Annotated in this window: 15 protein-coding genes, 1 rRNA gene and 1 riboswitch; of the genes, 6 read left to right on the top strand and 10 right to left on the bottom strand. The window is 54.9% G+C overall.

Translation table 11 applies throughout. The features are described 5' to 3' along the window. The 3 genes from ACRDCA_RS04645 to btuB form a co-directional block, all read right to left on the bottom strand. Positions 1 to 229 (bottom strand): 16S ribosomal RNA (locus ACRDCA_RS04645); the annotation flags it as partial. A gap of 417 nt (positions 230 to 646) precedes the next feature. Next, positions 647 to 1,510 (bottom strand): glutamate racemase, encoded by an 864-nt coding sequence (gene murI / locus ACRDCA_RS04650; protein WP_025121410.1) that lies wholly within the window; start codon positions 1,508 to 1,510, stop codon positions 647 to 649. Beyond that, a complete protein-coding gene (gene btuB, locus ACRDCA_RS04655) occupies positions 1,455 to 3,335 on the bottom strand; it encodes a TonB-dependent vitamin B12 receptor BtuB (RefSeq protein WP_438688612.1) in 1,881 nt (626 codons plus the stop codon). Before btuB ends, murI begins: the two co-directional genes overlap by 56 nt. Before the next feature lie 74 nt (positions 3,336 to 3,409). Continuing rightward, a riboswitch (cobalamin riboswitch) is annotated at positions 3,410 to 3,621 on the bottom strand. 123 nt (positions 3,622 to 3,744) lie between these two features. Here btuB and trmA point away from each other — a divergent pair. After that, entirely contained in the window at positions 3,745 to 4,845 is a 1,101-nt protein-coding gene (trmA, locus tag ACRDCA_RS04660; RefSeq protein ID WP_438688498.1) for a tRNA (uridine(54)-C5)-methyltransferase TrmA, read from the top strand. Positions 4,846 to 5,020: 175 nt separating this feature from the next. On the opposite strand, the gene ACRDCA_RS04665 is transcribed toward trmA, so the two are convergent. Both ACRDCA_RS04665 and fabR read right to left on the bottom strand, forming a co-directional pair. Beyond that, on the bottom strand, positions 5,021 to 5,383 hold the full coding sequence (locus ACRDCA_RS04665) for a YijD family membrane protein (protein WP_438688499.1): 363 nt from the start codon (positions 5,381 to 5,383) through the stop codon (positions 5,021 to 5,023). 13 nt (positions 5,384 to 5,396) lie between these two features. Beyond that, entirely contained in the window at positions 5,397 to 6,029 is a 633-nt protein-coding gene (fabR, locus tag ACRDCA_RS04670) for an HTH-type transcriptional repressor FabR (RefSeq protein ID WP_025121406.1), read from the bottom strand. 215 nt (positions 6,030 to 6,244) lie between these two features. Here fabR and sthA point away from each other — a divergent pair, with 215 nt between their 5' ends. Then, the gene (sthA, locus tag ACRDCA_RS04675; protein WP_438688500.1) at positions 6,245 to 7,642 is read left to right on the top strand and encodes a Si-specific NAD(P)(+) transhydrogenase; all 1,398 of its coding nucleotides are present in this window, start codon (positions 6,245 to 6,247) and stop codon (positions 7,640 to 7,642) included. Here the strand turns inward: sthA and oxyR are convergent. Continuing rightward, positions 7,625 to 8,542: a DNA-binding transcriptional regulator OxyR gene (gene oxyR / locus ACRDCA_RS04680; RefSeq protein ID WP_021181915.1), complete on the bottom strand. Its 918-nt coding sequence runs from the start codon at positions 8,540 to 8,542 to the stop codon at positions 7,625 to 7,627. The genes sthA and oxyR overlap by 18 nt on opposite strands. Before the next feature lie 153 nt (positions 8,543 to 8,695). Between oxyR and ACRDCA_RS04685 the strand changes: the two genes are divergently transcribed. The 4 genes from ACRDCA_RS04685 (at position 8,696) to ACRDCA_RS04700 (ending at position 11,746) form a co-directional block, all read left to right on the top strand. Then, entirely contained in the window at positions 8,696 to 9,427 is a 732-nt protein-coding gene (locus ACRDCA_RS04685) for a glutathione peroxidase (protein ID WP_438688501.1), read from the top strand. Between the two features lie 128 nt (positions 9,428 to 9,555). Next, positions 9,556 to 11,004: a dihydrolipoyl dehydrogenase gene (locus ACRDCA_RS04690; protein WP_438688502.1), complete on the top strand. Its 1,449-nt coding sequence runs from the start codon at positions 9,556 to 9,558 to the stop codon at positions 11,002 to 11,004. Positions 11,005 to 11,172: 168 nt separating this feature from the next. After that, complete coding sequence (locus ACRDCA_RS04695) at positions 11,173 to 11,433, top strand: toxin HicA (protein WP_438688503.1); 261 nt, start codon at positions 11,173 to 11,175, stop codon at positions 11,431 to 11,433. Further along, on the top strand, positions 11,420 to 11,746 hold the full coding sequence (locus tag ACRDCA_RS04700) for a type II toxin-antitoxin system HicB family antitoxin (RefSeq protein ID WP_438688504.1): 327 nt from the start codon (positions 11,420 to 11,422) through the stop codon (positions 11,744 to 11,746). The genes ACRDCA_RS04695 and ACRDCA_RS04700 overlap by 14 nt, the downstream gene beginning before the upstream one ends. 30 nt (positions 11,747 to 11,776) lie before the next feature. Here ACRDCA_RS04700 and argH read toward each other — a convergent pair whose 3' ends face one another. The 4 genes from argH to argC form a co-directional block, all read right to left on the bottom strand. Continuing rightward, a complete protein-coding gene (gene argH, locus ACRDCA_RS04705; protein ID WP_438688505.1) occupies positions 11,777 to 13,150 on the bottom strand; it encodes an argininosuccinate lyase in 1,374 nt (457 codons plus the stop codon). A 74-nt stretch (positions 13,151 to 13,224) separates the two neighbouring features. Continuing rightward, complete coding sequence (locus tag ACRDCA_RS04710; RefSeq protein WP_025121400.1) at positions 13,225 to 14,442, bottom strand: argininosuccinate synthase; 1,218 nt, start codon at positions 14,440 to 14,442, stop codon at positions 13,225 to 13,227. Positions 14,443 to 14,468: 26 nt separating this feature from the next. Beyond that, positions 14,469 to 15,242, bottom strand: coding sequence for an acetylglutamate kinase (argB, locus tag ACRDCA_RS04715; RefSeq protein WP_438688506.1), 774 nt, complete (start codon positions 15,240 to 15,242; stop codon positions 14,469 to 14,471). 20 nt (positions 15,243 to 15,262) lie between these two features. Then, the gene (gene argC / locus ACRDCA_RS04720; RefSeq protein ID WP_438688507.1) at positions 15,263 to 16,267 is read right to left on the bottom strand and encodes an N-acetyl-gamma-glutamyl-phosphate reductase; all 1,005 of its coding nucleotides are present in this window, start codon (positions 16,265 to 16,267) and stop codon (positions 15,263 to 15,265) included. Positions 16,268 to 16,402 lie beyond the last annotated feature (135 nt).

Consider the following 16,402-nt stretch of genomic DNA (forward strand, 5'->3'; position numbering starts at 1 on the left):
ATCCGATGGTGTGAGGCCCGAAGGTCCCCCACTTTGGTCCGAAGACGTTATGCGGTATTAGCCACCGTTTCCAGTAGTTATCCCCCTCCATCGGGCAGTTTCCCAGACATTACTCACCCGTCCGCCGCTCGTCACCCAGAGAGCAAGCTCTCTTGTGCTACCGCTCGACTTGCATGTGTTAGGCCTGCCGCCAGCGTTCAATCTGAGCCATGATCAAACTCTTCAATTAAAAGCTTGATTTGCTACAACTTGTGTAGCGATGCTCGAAAATAACTTTCGTAATAATTCATTCGCATGAATTACTGCTTGGTCACTCTTCAAGACTTGATATTTTTTTTGCTACCGAAGTAGCTGGATATCGTCTTGTGAGTGCCCACACAGATTGTCTGATAAATTGTTAAAGAGCAGTGAGTTGCGTGCTTTCGCTTGCTAACTCGAGGAGGCGTATACTACGCGATTCCTCTGAAGAGTCAACCTTTATTTCGGCGTTTTCACCGGGTTACCTCTTCCTGGCTGGGCGACTTGGTTCTCGTTAGAGGAGTCGTTGTTCCCGGTCAGTGGAGGCGCATTATAGGGAGTTCTCAGAAGGCCGCAACCCCTAATTTCACTTTTTTTACCGACCGTCGAATGTTTAAGCAAAAACCTGTTAAAGCGGCAGTTTTTTCAACGATTTAAAGCCATAACCCTGCAATACGGGCAATAAAGCATCGGTATCTTCATTCAACGCCATGCAATACGCCAGGTTCTCTTCCTGAGTCGAGACCAGATTTTCTTGATTCGCGATAAGCCAGGCAGCTCTGCGGGCAATTGCCGCACCGGAATCCACCAGACGCGTCCCTTCTGGCAGCACTTGCATCAGTTCTTCAGATAACAGAGGGAAGTGCGTACAACCTAATACGACCGTGTCCGGGGGTTCGCGCATGCTCAACCAGGGTTGCAGTATTTTCTTCAGCGTTGCCAGCGGTACAGGTTCGCCGTGCAGCTTGGCTTCTGCCAGTTCCACCAGCTCAGACGAACCCAGCAGTTCGATTTTGCAATCCGTGGCGAAACGCTCAATCAGCTCATGAGTATAAGTACGCTGAACGGTACCGCGCGTTGCCAATAGGCCGACAATGCCGTTAGCCGTAAGTTTGGCCGCAGGCTTGATTGCCGGCACCACCCCCACCACCGGGAAAGCAAAACGTTCACGCAGGGCAGGTAAGGAAACGGTGCTGGCGGTATTACAAGCGATGATGACGATGGCCAGAGGATGGCGCTGCTGAACCGCGCTGACAATTTCCAGCACGCGCTCAATAATAAATTCTTCGGATTTCTCGCCGTAGGGGAATGCCACGTTATCGAAGGCATAGATATAGTGGAGATCCGGCAGCAACTGCCGAACCTCCTGATACACTGACAACCCGCCGACGCCGGAGTCAAAAACCAGCGCCGTCGGGCGAGGTGCCGCCGTGGCGTTAGAAGGTATAGCTGCCAGTGAGGTAGTACTCTCTTCCTGGAGTAGCGTAGCCATAAGCCGTCTCATAATCTTTATCAAACAGGTTGGCAATTCTACCACGAACTGTCAGCTGAGAGGTTATTGGATATGAGGCGCTGACGTCGACCGTGCTGTAACTCGGCAATACCGTCTGCTCAGGGTTATAAGTAGAAGAGATATTATTGTAACGCTTACCGTAGTACTGATACGAGATATCCATATCCAGATTGAACATCGTCCAATCCAGCTGATACTTGGCCTGACGCTTCGAACGGCGCGCCAACACCTCATCGGTCTGGTCGTTGCGTGGATCGATATATTGCAGCGTCAACCGGTGGGTGAAGATCCAGGTATCAAAGCTGCCGGTCCATTCCACACCTTTAATCGTTGCCTTATCCACGTTGTAATACTGCCCCTGATAGGTCACCGGGTCAGAATCATAATTGATCAGGTTCTGGATTTTGTAGTGATAAGCCGACAGACGCCAATCCAGCGGCCCGGTCAACCCTTCCAGACCGATCTCCCACTGTTTGGACTCTTCCGGCTTGAGGTTGCTGTTGGAATCAATACCAAAGCGTTTTGAACCATACTGCTGGCCTAAAGACGGCGTCAGGAAGCCCGTACCATAAGACAAGGTTGCCCGGTAACCATCAACAAACTCCCAACCCGCCGCAGTCTGCCAGGTACCATGCCAGCCAAAGTCACCGGCCTTGTCTTCACGCCCAGAGGCCTCCAGCGTCACGCTGCCAAACTGCTGCTGGCCACTCAGGTACAGACCCGTGTTGTCTCTTTTATAGGTATCAGCGAAGAAATTGTCGGAAGAGGTCAGGCGCTGTTGCTGGAAATCAGCCCCGGCGGTGACGCTACCGTGCTCGAAGGCATAGGTATTGCCCCATTGCAGATTACGCTGATCCATATCATCCAGCGTGGTGCTGACACCATAACGGCCATTCTGGCTGCTGTAGTTATAATCTTTCTGCTTCTGGTAGCTGCCGATCAATTGTGAAGAGAAGGCACCGGACAGGAAGCGCAGCCCCATATCATAGGTATGGCTATACAGGCGGTCTTCATCATTACTGTACTGCGGGCTGTAAGGGACGCTGCCAACGTCATAGTCGGCGTTGTTGGTGTAACCATAGCCGCGCACAAAGCCAGAGAAGTTCTGATTGAACTGCTGCTCCAAACCACCCCAAAAGCTTTTATTACGGAATCCGTCACGGTCGCTGTCGACCGAATAAGGCGAACCTGGCTGCACATTGAAGCCATTGGTCATCTGATAGCTGCCTGCAACGGTAGCAACGGTATTGTCGAAACGCTGGCGTACGGCGCCGTCATACTGCTGGTAGCCGTTCGAACCGATACCCGCCTGGACTTTACCGCCTTCTTTGTCCGTCTGGGTAATGATGTTGATAACTCCGCCGATGGCACCAGAACCGTAAATGGCCGAGCGTGGCCCACGGATAAACTCTACACGCTGCACCAACGCCAGCGGGACCTGGTTAAAGTCGACGCCATTAGTGATCCCCAGACGAGCCAAGGGCACACCGTCGATCAGCACCAAGACATGGCGAGCTTCGGTACCGCGTACCGAGAGGGATGACCCCTGCCCCATGCCACCGTACTGCGAAATATCCACCCCAGGCAAACGGCGCATCACATCATTGAGGTTTTTGGCCTGCCAACGGTCAATATCTTCGCGGGTAACTACGTCAGCAGGGGCCAGCACGGAGGAGACCGGCTGAGGGAAGCGGTTGGCGGTGACCACCAGATCGTCGCCGTTTTTAGCCGTGGTGTTATCTTGCGCCCATCCAGAAAATGCCGTCACGGAGGAGACCACCGCCAGCAGTGTATTTTTTATCATTGTCATTATAAAAAGCATCCAAACTTCATGGGGGATGCCGCAGGGCCACGGCCGGTAGTTCGCGACGGCTATGGATATTGCGACGTACACCGGTAGGTTTTCGGGCTTGGGATTTGCCGATTGCCAATGGCAACCCGCACCGGGCGATGACTTCCCATCCTGCAGTGGACAGTGTCTGCGTCATTAAACGCTATCGCCGTGACTTCCCCATACCGCTGCGCGTCAGCTCCAGATTTGCACTGGATTCCCTTTTCACTCGCTGCTTGAGACCGGACGGCAATGCTACAATCAATGAAAATGGATGTCTAGATTGCCAACAGTGTTTCAAATTGACACCACAACAAAACTGGACTTCACGGGCTGATTCCCTACAATCCCCGCTGATCCAATTTGCCTGACGAGAGAAACCATGACGCCTGAGAATTTGCCCATTGAACGCTATGACGACCAACTGGCGGAGAAAACTGCCCGCCTGAAGACCATGATGTCACCGTTCACGGCGCCTGAGCCGCAAGTGTTTCGCTCGCCAGTCAGCCACTACCGGATGCGCGCGGAGTTTCGTATCTGGCATGATGAGGACGATATGTACCACATCATGTTCGATCAGCAGACCAAACAGCGTATCCGTGTCGATAGCTTCCCGGCGGCCAGCGAGCTGATTAACCGCCTGATGAGCGCGCTGATGACGGCCCTCAAGCCTAATCCGGTGCTGCGCCACAAGCTGTTCCAGATCGATTATCTGTCCACGCAGAGCGGTAAAATCATTGCCTCGCTGCTGTATCACCGCAAGCTGGACGAACGGTGGCAGCAAGATGCCACTGCGCTGCGTGATGCGTTGCGTGCCGATGGGTTCGATGTGCAGCTGATTGGCCGCGCCTCGAAGATGAAAATCATGCTGGATCAGGATTACGTCGACGAGGTGTTACCGGTCGCTGGCCGTGAGATGATTTATCGCCAGGTCGAAAACAGCTTCACCCAGCCCAATGCGGCCATGAACGTGCAAATGCTGGAGTGGGCGCTGGATGTCACCCAAGGTTCAAAAGGGGATTTGCTGGAGCTGTACTGCGGTAACGGTAACTTCTCGCTGGCCCTGGCCCGCAACTTCGAACGAGTGTTGGCCACAGAAATCGCCAAGCCTTCGGTAGCGGCGGCGCAGTACAACATCGCGGCCAACCATATCGACAACGTGCAGATTATCCGCATGGCGGCAGAAGATTTTACTCAGGCGATGAACGGCGCTCGCGAGTTCAACCGATTAAAAGGGATCGATCTGAGCAGCTATAACTGTGAGACGATTTTCGTCGATCCGCCACGCAGCGGGCTGGATGATGAAACGGTGAAGATGGTGCAGAGCTACCCGCGCATCCTTTATATTTCCTGTAACCCGGAAACCCTGTGCGCCAATTTAAGCACCTTGCAGGCCACGCATAGCATTACCCGCCTGGCGCTGTTCGATCAGTTCCCTTACACCCATCATATGGAGTGCGGCGTACTGCTCGAACGTCGCTGATCGCGGTGCCCCTCACCCTAACCCCAAAGGGAGAGGGGACCGAATGTGCGACAGTTGAACCCCGCACCTGACTGCGGCTCAGGACTCGCTCCCTCTCCCCCCAACAAGTGCTTATTGCCTACCCTTACCATAAATTGGGAGAGGGCTGGGGTGAGGGGAATAGCAGGATGCCTTTTTACTGCTGAACGGCCGTGGTATTGCGTTTCTTTAACTGGAAGCCAATCCAGAACACCAGCACCACGCAAACAATCGAAGGCAGGAAGTTCGAGCCGATCTGCGGATATTCCGCACGCACGATCGCACTATATCCCAGGATGCCCAACAGGAAACAGCCAGCCGCCAGTTTTGGCGTACCATCCGACATTGGCTGGTTCAGGTAACGCTGATGCAGGCAATACACCGCCAACACCAAAGCAATCAACGGGAAGGCTGAAAACGACACCACCGAGCTGAACAGCGCGGCAAAGGAACCATTTACGGACAGGCCGGCAATCAACGCCAGCAGTAAAGTACCATTTTCACGGCTTAGTTTTTCCATTACTTTCACCTTGTTATTCGTGGGTTACAGAGGCTTTTTCTTGCTCGCGGCGATACCAGTAATACGCTCCTTTGGAGATCATCCGCAGTTGCAACACTAACCTTTCTTCAAGCTGCCGCCGTTGTTCAATATCAATATCCAATGCTTCCGCACCGGCACTGAACACAATTGTCACCATAGCTTCCGCCTGCGCCTCGGTAAAACTGCGCGGCATATGGTTTTCCAGCTCCAGGTAATCTGCCAGTTCAGCGATAAAATGTTGGATTTCCCGTGCTACCGCCGCACGAAACGCGGCCGAAGTCCCGGAACGTTCCCGCAGCAATAGCCGAAAGGCGTTGGGATTATTGCCGATAAACTCCATAAAGGTCGATACCGACGTGCGGATCACGCTGCCGCCTTTGGCAATACGCTGGCGTGCCTGGCGCATCAACTGGCGCAGCATCAGGCCGCTCTCGTCAACCATCGTGAGCCCAAGCTCATCCACATCGCGGAAATGGCGATAAAACGACGTAGGCGCGATGCCCGCCTCTCGTGAGACTTCACGCAGGCTCAGGCTGGCGAAACTGCGCTCGGCACTCAGTTGGCTGAAAGCCGCCTCAATGAGGGAACGACGCGTCCGTTCTTTTTGTTGTGCTCTGACGCCCATTTGCATATCCGGATAACTTCCCTTCTTTCAGTCTAACGCCGCAGAACTGGCAATATAGCAAATTTAATGCAACAGCATTTATACAAACGCGCTTTGTCACAGTTCCGGGCCACATCGATTGTGCTTTGCCACAAAAAGGCTAATGGTAATTGGGCACGCAGCGCTATGATGTTAAGATACCGTTGTAAATTTGTATAAGAACAGGTCTCTCCTACATGCAACAACACTATCAATTTGATGCCATTATCATCGGCTCCGGCCCTGGTGGTGAAGGCGCAGCCATGGGTCTGGTGAAACAAGGTGCCCGCGTGGCCGTGATCGAACGGTACAATAACGTGGGCGGCGGATGTACTCACTGGGGAACCATCCCCTCCAAAGCCCTCCGCCACGCCGTCAGCCGCATTATCGAATTCAACCAGAACCCGCTTTACAATAACTCCCGAACCCTCAGCGCCACCTTCCCTGATATTTTACGCCACGCCGATAGCGTCATTAACCAGCAAACCCGCATGCGCCAAGGATTTTACGAGCGCAACCAGTGCAAACTGTTCGCCGGTAATGCCAAGTTTATCGACGCCAACACGGTCAGCGTAAGCTACATGGACGGCACTCAGGATACCATCCGCGCCGACCATATCGTGATCGCCTGCGGTTCACGCCCCTATCATCCGAACAACGTTGATTTCAACCATTCGCGCATTTATGACAGCGACTCGATCCTCGAGCTGAATCACGAACCGCGCCACGTGATTATCTACGGTGCTGGGGTGATTGGCTGCGAATATGCTTCGATCTTCCGTGGGCTGAACGTGAAGGTGGATTTGATCAACACCCGCGATCGGCTGCTGGCGTTCCTCGATCAGGAGATGTCAGATTCTCTGTCTTATCACCTGTGGAATAACGGTGTGGTGATCCGCCACAACGAAGAGTTCGAGCAGATAGAAGGCACCGATGACGGCGTAATTATTCATCTGAAATCCGGCAAGAAAGTGAAGGCCGATTGCCTGCTGTACGCCAATGGCCGTACCGGTAACACCGATGCGCTTGGCCTGGAAAACGTCGGTCTGGAATCAGACAGCCGTGGCCTGTTGAAGGTCAACAGCATGTATCAGACCGCTGTGTCCCATATTTATGCGGTGGGTGACGTGATCGGCTACCCGAGCCTGGCTTCAGCCGCTTACGACCAGGGCCGCATTGCCGCTCAGGCCATTTCCTCTGGGGAAGCCAGCGGGCATCTGATCGAAGATATTCCAACGGGCATTTATACCATTCCGGAAATCAGCTCCGTCGGCAAAACCGAGCAGGAACTGACGGCGATGAAGGTGCCGTACGAAGTGGGCCGCGCCCAGTTCAAGCACCTGGCTCGGGCACAGATTGCCGGGATGAACGTGGGTAGCCTGAAGATCCTGTTCCACCGTGAAACCTTGCAGATCCTGGGGATCCACTGCTTTGGTGAGCGTGCGGCAGAGATCATTCACATCGGCCAGGCGATCATGGAACAGAAAGGTGAAGGTAATACCATCGAGTATTTTGTTAATACTACCTTCAACTATCCGACCATGGCCGAAGCCTACCGCGTGGCAGCGCTAAACGGCTTAAACCGCCTGTTTTAAGTTCGCGTCCAGGTAGTTTTGCATGTGTTCGCGAATTGCCTCGGCCAACTGCTCATAGCGGCTACGCAGCGGGGAGCCGGGGCGATACACCAGAGCAATGGTGCGCTTCGGTTCCGGTTTGTAGCACTCCAGGTAGCAGACGCCGTCACGCTCACGTTCACGCGGCACCGCCAACGCAGGCAACAGCGTAATTCCACTGCCTGCAGCAACCATGTTTCGTAGCGTTTCCAGACTGGTCGCGCGGAAGTGGGTATCCTCATCCGCACCGGCCTGGAAGCAAAAGCCCAGCGCCTGATCGCGTAAACAGTGGCCATCCTCCAGCATCAGCAGTTTTTCACCCGCCAAATCGGCCATTGCCACACGTTCGCGCTGTGCCCACGGATGGTCGGAATAAACCGCCAACTGCATCGGCTCATCAAACAAAGGCACTTCGATAAAGGCTTCGGTCTCTTTCACCAGCGCCAGAATGGCGCAGTCCAGCTTGCCGCTGTCCAGCTGTGCCAGCAGTTGATGGGTTTGTGCTTCGTGCAGGTACATTTCCAACTTGGGAAAGGATTTATGCAGCGTCGGGATAATCTGCGGCAGCAGATAAGGCCCCACGGTAGGGATCAGGCCGATATGCAGCGGCCCGGACATCGCCTCACCCTGCTGGCTCGCCATCTCCTTCAGCACCTTGACTTCGCGTAGCACGGTGCGCGCCTGCTCCACCAGCAGTAAACCTGCCTGGGTGAATAACACCTTGCGACTGGTCCGTTCGAGCAGCATCACGCCTAATTCGTCTTCCAGCTTGCGGATCTGCCCACTCAACGTGGGTTGACTGACATGGCATGAGTCGGCAGCGCGCCGAAAATGGCGGTGCTCGGCCAAGGCGACCAGATACTCTAAATCACGAATATTCATTGTTGTTTCCCTCCTGGCCATGATAGCTCATGGCGATAGATAAGATAGCAACGAGTGATTAGAACTATCAAGCCCCGCAGTGAATAATGTCCCCCAACGAAGCGCAACGGCGCCAATATAAAAAATTCATTTTTCTAATTAAGGGGTTAATCCATGTTTACCAGTCAAGAAGGCAAAAAAGTCCCTCAGGTTACCTTCCATACTCGCCAGGGCGACCAATGGATTGATGTCACCACGGATGACCTGTTCAAAGATAAAACCGTGATCCTGTTCTCCTTGCCGGGCGCGTTCACCCCAACCTGCTCATCCAGCCATCTGCCGCGCTATAACGAACTGTCCAGCGTGTTTAAACAACACGGCGTTGACAGCATCCTGTGCGTCTCGGTGAACGACACTTTTGTGATGAACGCCTGGAAAGCAGACCAGCACGCAGAAAATATTACCTTCGTGCCAGACGGTAACGGTGAATTCACCAAAGGCATGAACATGCTGGTTGAGAAAGCCGACCTAGGCTTTGGCCCACGCTCATGGCGCTACTCCATGCTGGTACGTAACGGCGTGGTGGAAAAAATGTTCGTCGAGCCAAACAAACCGGGCGACCCGTTTGAAGTGTCTGACGCTGACACCATGCTGAAGTACCTGGCACCGGAATTCAAAGTGCAGGAATCGGTTTCCCTGTTCACCAAACCGGGCTGCCCGTTCTGCGCCAAAGCCAAACAAATGCTGCAGGAGCGTGGTATGCAATATGAAGAAATCGTATTGGGTCAAGACGCGACCACCGTCAGCCTGCGCGCCGTCACTGGCCGCGCCACCGTCCCTCAGGTGTTTATCGGTGGTCGCCACATCGGTGGTAGCGACGATCTGGAATACTTCCTGACAGCCTGAATGATAAAAAAACCCGATGGGCCTCGGGCGCAGTTCAACAATCTGCCGCCTGAGTCACCAAAGGGATAAAGCCAACGTGAACTTTTGGCGGGTGCTTACCCGCCTTTTTTATTCCCTCAGGAGCGGATATGAAACTGTTGAATGTCGACGTCGCCGTTATTGGCGGGGGCACTGCCGGACTGGGTGCTTATCGAGCAGCCAAACTTTCTACCCCCAGCGTAGTGATGATTGAGGGTGGGCCTTTTGGCACCACCTGTGCCCGCGTGGGCTGTATGCCTTCCAAATTGCTGATTGCTGCGGCAGAAGCGGTGCATCAGATCGAACGTGCTCCAGGCTTTGGCGTCTACCCTGCGGGGAAAACCACCGTCAATGGTCGGGAAGTGATGGATCGCGTCAAACGCGAGCGCGATCGCTTTGTCGGCTTCGTGCTGGAAGGGGTCGATAGCATCCCGGCCGCCGACAAAATCCAGGGCTATGCCCGCTTCATTGACGACAACACCTTGCAGGTGGACGAACATACACGCATCGTCGCACAACGCATCGTGATCGCTACCGGCTCGCGCCCAACCTGGCCTGCGCCGTGGAACGACCTGGGCGATCGCCTGATCGTCAATGACGATGTCTTCAACTGGGATGATTTGCCGCAGTCCGTCGCGGTGTTTGGCCCAGGGGTTATCGGGTTGGAGCTGGGCCAGGCGCTGCACCGCCTTGGCGTAAAAACCAAAGTATTCGGGGTTGGTGGCGCAGTCGGCCCACTGACCGACAGTGTAGTGCGCGACTATGCCGCTAAAACGCTGGGCGAAGAGTTCTACCTCGACCCAGATGTCAAAGTGGATATCATGCAGCGCGAAGGTGACCAAGTGTTTATCCGCTACCAGGACCTGCACGGCCAAACGCAGGAAATGATGGTGGATTACGTGCTGGCCGCTACCGGCCGCAGGCCAAACGTCGACAAGCTGGGGCTGGAAAATACCTCCCTGACGCTGGATGCCAAAGGCGTTCCACAGGCCGACCGGTTAACCATGCAAACCAGCGTACCGCATATTTTCATCGCCGGGGATGCCAGCAACCAATTGCCACTGCTGCACGAAGCAAGCGATCAGGCGCGTATTGCCGGACATAACGCGGGCAGCTTCCCAGAAGTGACGCCAGGCCTGCGCCGCAGTGCCATTTCCGTGGTGTTCTCTGACCCGCAAATCGCCATGGTGGGCTCGGCCTTCCGTGAACTGAACCAGAAATTCAGCGCCTGTGGCTGCTTTGAAGTTGGTGCAGTATCGTTTGAAAATCAGGGCCGCTCCCGGGTGATGCTACGCAATAAAGGCATTCTGCACGTCTATGGCGAGCAAGGGACTGGCCGCTTCCTGGGTGCGGAAATGATGGGCCCGGACGTGGAGCACATTGCTCACCTGCTGGCCTGGGCGCATCAACAGCAGATGACCATCGACCAAATGCTGGATATGCCGTTCTACCACCCGGTGATCGAAGAAGGCCTGCGTACCGCGCTACGCGATCTGCAAGCCAAGCTGAAGCTGGGTGAATCCGAGGCGGAACGCTGCCAGCGTTGCCCTGGCGAATAAATCTTTCACGATGCAGTCAGTCATACAACCGGGCCTTGCGCCCGGTTTTTTGCGTATGGCATTCCAGCCTTGAACCCTCCTGCTTGCCGAATTTTGCTTCCAGCTTCATTTTTATACGCCTTTAGCTTGAAATGATATCAATATTGATACTAATATAGAGGAAATTAAATGAAAGGACTCAGAGAGACCATTGACGATCTGCAACAGCGGCAAGCCAGCATCAAATTCAACGCATTGGTAAAGATCTGCACTTACTGGTTTGGCCCACCTCGCCTGAACGGTGGCAGCCACAAGGTGTACAAAATGCCCTGGCCAGGAGACCCACGGGTCAATATCCAGCGTGCAGACAGCGGCATGGCAAAGGTATATCAGGTTAAACACGTCATCTCTGCATTGATCAAACTGGAGGAAGAACATGGCAAAACATGAACACTATACCTACCGTATTACCTGGTCAGCGGAAGACGGCGAGTATGTCGGCCTCTGTACGGAGTTTCCCTCTTTGTCATGGCTGGCAGCGACCCGCACGGCTGCGCTGGACGGTATTGAAAAGTTGGTCTGCGAGGTGATTGCCGATATGCTCGCCCAAGGCGAAACACCACCAGAGGCGCTGGCAGAGAAAAACTTCAGTGGGAAACTGGTGCTGCGGATGACCCCGGAACAGCATCGCCGCCTGGCGATTAGTGCCATGGATGAAGGCGTTAGCCTGAACCGTTATCTGTGCGCACGGTTGGCTGGATAAGGGCAGCATGGCGCTGCCCTTGGAAAAAGCTTAGTACAGGCGTTTTTTCGCTTCGGCTATCGCACTGGCGACCTGCTGAGGAGAAACGCCGCCTTTGGCCGCACGCTTATCCAGGCAAGATTGCAGCGACAGGATCGGATAAACGTCATCGCCAATCACGCTGTTGAATTTCTGCAAATCGCTCAGCGGCAGGTCTTCCAACGGTTTACCCTGGCGGATCGCTTCCACCACCGCTTCACCTACAATGTGGTGCGCTTCGCGGAACGGTACGCCTTTGGCAACCAGATAGTCGGCCAGTTCGGTGGCGTTGGCATAACCTTGCTGTGCCGCTTCCTGGCAACGCGGACGTTTCACCTGAATGCCGTCCAGCACCAACGCGGCCATCTGCAAGCAATCCATCCAGGTATCGAGCGCGTCGAACAGCCCTTCCTTATCTTCCTGCATGTCTTTGTTGTAGGCCAACGGCAGGCCTTTCAACGTCATCATCATGCCGGTCAACGCCCCTTGCACACGGCCAGACTTGCCACGGATCAGCTCTAACGCATCCGGGTTTTTCTTCTGTGGCATCAGGGATGAACCGGAGGTCACGCGATCCGAAAGCTCGACAAACGCCGCTTCGCCGCTGTTGAAGAAGATCAGGTCTTCGGCAAAGCGCGACAGGTGCACCATGCTGATGGCGGCATTGGACAGCAGTTCCAGCACGTGGTCGCGGTCGGAAACGCTATCTAAGCTGTTACGCGTGGCAGAGGCAAAGCCCAACCAGCCAGCCAGTTGTTCACGGTCGATCGGATAAGCCGTGCCAGCCAAAGCGCCACTGCCCAATGGGCTGACATCCAGACGTTTCAGCGTATCTTGCAGGCGGCTTTCATCACGCGCCAGCATCTCTACATAAGCAAGGCACCAGTGGGCAAAAGTGACCGGCTGGGCACGTTGCAGGTGAGTGTAACCCGGCATCACCGCGTCCTGATTGGCTTCGGCAGTTTCTACCAGCGCCTGTTGCAGCTGTACCAACGCCTGATGCAGCTCGCTGACCTGGTGTTTGCACCACAGTTTCAGATCGGTAGCCACCTGATCGTTACGGCTGCGGCCGGTATGCAGCTTTTTGCCCAGATCGCCGACTTTGTCGATCAGCTTCTGCTCAACCCAACTGTGAATATCTTCCGCATCGCTGTTGACGATCGCCAGAGGATCGGCCTGCACTTCCTCCAGCAGTACATTCAGTGCCTGCTCGAGTTGCTGTTGCTCTGCTGACGTCAGTACGTTGACGGTCACCAGCGCTTTTGACCAGGCGACGGAGCCCACAATATCCTGTTCCGCCAGGCGATAGTCGAAACGCAGGGAGTCATTTAATTGTTTGAACCGCTGATCCGCTGCCTGACTAAACCGTCCGCCCCAAAGTGCCATAATCTTGCTCCTGAATAAGTATGCGAAAGGGCGCAGCATGCTGCGCCCCTCAAATTGACGCTAAACCAACGACGTTATTTTTTCTTCTCGTTCAACGCGCGGATACGGGAAGAGAGCGAGAACAGACGGATAAAGCCACCCGCATGGCTGTGATCGTAAACTTCGTCTTCGCCAAAGGTCGCAAATTCTTCTGAGTACAGGCTGTTGGCCGATTTCTTCTGGATCGCCGTGACCTGGCCTTTATACAGTTGCAGCACCACTTCGCCGTTAACTTCTTCTGCCAGCGCCTGCGCGGAAGCCTGAATAGAACGACGCAGCGGAGCAAACCAGCGGCCATCGTAGACCACATAGGACATTTCCAGGCCCAACTGCTCACGCCATTTAAAGCTATCACGATCCAGCACCAACTGCTCGATCCCACGCAGTGCAGCAACCATAATGGTGCCCCCTGGGGTTTCATAGCAACCACGGGATTTGATCCCCACCAGGCGGTTTTCCACGATATCGATACGGCCCACGCCATGTTTGGCACCCAGCACGTTCAGGGCTTCCAGGCATTTGTACGGGCTCATCGCTTCACCGTTAACGGCAACCACGCAGCCTTTCTCTACGGTGACGGTCAGCTGTTCCGGCTGGTCCGGCGCTTCCAATGGATCGACAGTCCAGACCCAGCAATCTTTGTTTGGCGCATTCCACGGGCTTTCCAGCACGCCGCCTTCGGTAGAGATGTGCCAGGCGTTTTCGTCACGGCTGTAGATCTTCTCCAGCGAAGCGGTCGTTGGGATATTACGTTCTTTCAGGTAATCCAGCAGGGCTTCACGGGAACGCAGGTTCCACTCACGCCACGGCGCGACTACTTTCAGATGTGGGGCCAAAGCGGTGTAGGTGGTTTCGAAACGCACCTGATCGTTACCTTTACCGGTTGCACCGTGGCACAACGCATCGGCACCGACTTTCAATGCCAGCTCAACCTGGGCTTTGGCAATGATTGGACGCGCCATGGAGGTACCCAGCAGGTAGCTGCCTTCGTACAGTGCACCGGTCTGCAGTACCGGATAAACGTAGTCACGGATAAACTCTTCACGCAGATCGACAACATGACACTCAGAGGCACCGGATTGCAGAGCTTTCTGCTCAACGCCTTCCAGATCGCTGCGCTCCTGGCCGATATCCGCCACGAAGGCTACCACTTCACAGCCGCCGTAGTTCTCTTTCAGCCATGGAATGATGGCCGAAGTATCCAGACCGCCGGAGTACGCCAGAACGATTTTCTTGATGCCTTTGTTTTGCATTGTGTTATTCCTTGTTAATTCTAAATTTAAGCGAGGATCCGGGTGCCAATCGACACACCATTAAACAGAGCAGGCAGCTTTTCGGCATTACGCCAGCTGGCGATATCCACCGGGCGGCCAAGGGTACGTGCTGCATCGAGTGCCGCATTCACCTTTACCACCATACCATCGGTAATGATGCCTTGAGCGATCAGTTGCTCGGCTTTTTGTGCTGTCATTTCCGCGATGCGCTGCCCTTTGCCGTCGAGAATACCGCTAACGTCCGACAGCAGGATTAAATCCGCCCCCAGGGTGGCGGCCAGTGCCGTCGCAGCCTGATCGGCGTTCACATTCATCAGTTGCCCTTCGGCGGTGATGCCGATCGAACTGACCACGGGCAGATAGCCAGCATTCAATAGAGTATTAAGCAGCTCTGGCGAACCCGGCAGCGCATGGCCGACATGGCCCAACGCCGGGTCCAGTTGCGTGACCGCCACGCTGCCGCCGTCTGCCAGACTCAGGCCAACCGCATTGATTTTGTGCTTCACCGCCCAGGCCAGCAGGGTTTTGTTGGCCGTGCCTGCCAGCGCGCCGGTGATGATGTCGATCTGATCGGCTGGCGTGACACGCAGGCCGTTCTTCTTCACCACCGGCAGGGAAAGCTGCTTCATCAGCTCATCCACCACGCAACCGCCACCGTGAACGATCACCAGCGGGCGCTGATGCTCCTGACGATAGACATCCAGCGCGGTAAACAAACGCTCCAGCGCTTCTTCGCTGTCCAGTAGCACGCCACCTAATTTGATAATCAATGGATTCATTGCTGTTTACTCACGCTGATTTAAAGTAATGATTGGGTTTCCGGGAAACCGAAACGAATATTCAGACACTGCACCGCCTGGGCCGCCGCGCCTTTCAACAGGTTGTCTTCTGCCGCCACGACGATCAGATGCTCACCCTGCACGGCAAAGCCGATATCGCAGAATGGCAGGCCCACCACGGACTTCAGAGCTGGCACGCCCTTGTCATACAGACGCACCAGCGGTTTATCGTCGTAAGCCGCATGGTAAGCCGCCGCCACATCCTGCGCGGTGACGCCCTTGTTCAGGCGGCAGGTGATGGTTTCCAGAATACCCCGCGGGAAGTTACCCAGGTGTGGTGTAAAGATGACAGGCACCCCGAGATGAGTAGAAATTTCTGGCTCATGGCGATGATTGAACAGGCCGTAGGGTTGCAGGCTGACCTCACAGAAACTGGTCGTAACGCTGGCCTTACGCCCTGCACCGCTGACGCCGCTGACAGCGTTGATCACCGGCCATTGATCCGGGTTCAGCAACTGCTGGTCGAGCAACGGTTTCAGCGCCAACTGCGCCGCCGTTGGGTAGCAGCCCGGTACGGCGATCAGCTGTGCCTGTTTGAGTTTCTCACTCTGCCACTCTGCCAGGCCGTACACCGCCTCTGCCAACAGGTCTGCATGCTGGTGGGTAAAGCCATAATACTTTTTATAGAATTCGACATCCTGTACGCGGAACGCACCGGAGAGGTCGAACACCACACAACCGGCGGCCAGGAAGGCTGGCGCGATGTCGTGGCTCACCTCATGGGCGGTCGCGAGGAACACGACATCGATACCTTTTGCCGCTGCGGCAACGTCAACCAGTGGCTGTAATGGCAGATCGACGATACCTTTTAATTGAGGGTGCAGCTCGGAAAGCAATTTTCCTGCATCTGCACTTTGCGCTGAAACCGCTAAAGCGGTTATGTTCATGTGTGGGTGGCGATTCAGGTAAGCCGTGAGCTCTGCTCCGGCATAACCGCTGGCACCAACAATCAGCGTATTCAACATGTGGCCTTTCACCTTCTTGGCTAGCAATCTAAGAGTCACTGGCGGGCTTGGGCGCGTTGTTGCGCGGTTCACCCACGTGGTTGAGCGTTGATGCTTTTATAAACATCCGGGTAACGGGTTCCCTTACGCTCTAGC

Source organism: Serratia sp. (in: enterobacteria), assembly GCF_051654945.1.
In the GTDB taxonomy this organism is placed as follows: Bacteria; Pseudomonadota; Gammaproteobacteria; order Enterobacterales; family Enterobacteriaceae; genus Chania.